The 1,190-nt window shown below is 39.8% G+C and carries 2 protein-coding genes; one reads left to right on the forward strand and one right to left on the reverse strand.

The genetic code is table 11. The annotated features are described in order from the left end of the window. The first annotated feature begins 197 nt into the window (after positions 1–197). A complete protein-coding gene (locus tag R7P69_RS24945; RefSeq protein WP_025518941.1) occupies positions 198–410 on the forward strand; it encodes a hypothetical protein in 213 nt (70 codons plus the stop codon). Between the two features lie 48 nt (positions 411–458). Here R7P69_RS24945 and R7P69_RS24950 read toward each other — a convergent pair whose 3' ends face one another. Continuing rightward, the gene (locus R7P69_RS24950) at positions 459–848 is read right to left on the reverse strand and encodes a universal stress protein (RefSeq protein WP_005455301.1); all 390 of its coding nucleotides are present in this window, start codon (positions 846–848) and stop codon (positions 459–461) included. Positions 849–1,190 lie beyond the last annotated feature (342 nt).

Consider the following 1,190-nt stretch of genomic DNA (forward strand, 5'->3'; position numbering starts at 1 on the left):
GAATGATGCTTTGCGTCACAGAGATCGTGGTAAAACATATCCTCGGAAATGCTTCTAATGAATGCATATCACGTTAAATAGTGCATCAATTGACTTTGACTAAAACACAAATCTAGTACAGCCCAATAATCAATTGATTTCATAATCTGCGAGCGGTATGGTGTTTGTGACCCCCATAAAAAACAAGGATATTGGCTATGGATAAATTACTGGCGTCCGCTTTAGAAATTAAACAGCGCACCATGGTTACTGGCCTTTTTGCAAAGAACGGGTTCAAAATCGCCATGACAGATTTTGACGATGTTACTTTTGAGCGAGAAGGCGTCCAAGTTAACGTACATTTTGACACGGCTTCAAATGCTGAATCCGTTTCTGTTTTGTCCAAAAAGCCATTCTCGTTAACTCGATAAACGATATAAGCCGAACTAGCCTTTGGTTCGGCTTTTACTCATCATTGTTTAATCATCTAAGTACACGACTAGCAAATCAGCTTCTATGGCGTTCGCAAGCTTGGGGACAGAAGAAAAGAAACGACTCAACAAGCTATGATGATGGCCACATACAACGAGATCTATCCCTACTTCCTTCGCAATTCCGGAGAGCTTGATGTGAAGATCACCAATCACAACCTTACTGTCATGGACTTCATAATCACACTCGTCAGCAAGCTTTTGTAATGCATTCTGCAACTTTCGTTCTTCTTTCAACTCTAGAATAATCTTATCGACATCTACATAGACTAAGGAAAGCTTACTTTTTTCATCTTTCGCTAAAGAAACTGCTTTATCGATGACTTTTTTGCTGGAATCAGTAAGGTCTACCGCAACCAAAATATGTCCATAACTCATTACGTTCTCCTATTTTGAATGTTACTACTTTTAGTCTAGCTTATCGAACACACTAGACATCGGCTTACCCGCCGATATCTAAATGAAAACATCCAAATCCCCATCTCTAAGAGCTCAGCTGTTCGAACATATCCCCCTAAAACATCAAAAGCCTCTCACTAAACATTACACCGTAACTTAAGTTGACTTGTAAGCGATGCTGTAAAACTAAGTCCGTAGTGGCTCCTGCCTCTAAGCGCTCTGAAAATCTAGATTAAAGATCATCAAAAACTCTGCCGCAATTTTAATGATGTAATCCCTGGATAAGCAGTTCTGACACACTGTCTGCAAGTACTTACTGTC

Source organism: Vibrio sp. 661 (genome assembly GCF_033339315.1).
GTDB lineage: Bacteria > Pseudomonadota > Gammaproteobacteria > Enterobacterales > Vibrionaceae > Vibrio > Vibrio alginolyticus.

Coding starts and splice junctions, on each gene's coding strand:
- R7P69_RS24945 (WP_025518941.1), top strand. CDS start 198: ATGGATAAATTACTGGCGTCCGCTTTAGAAATTAAACAGCGCACCATG.
- R7P69_RS24950 (WP_005455301.1), bottom strand. CDS start 848: ATGAGTTATGGACATATTTTGGTTGCGGTAGACCTTACTGATTCCAGC.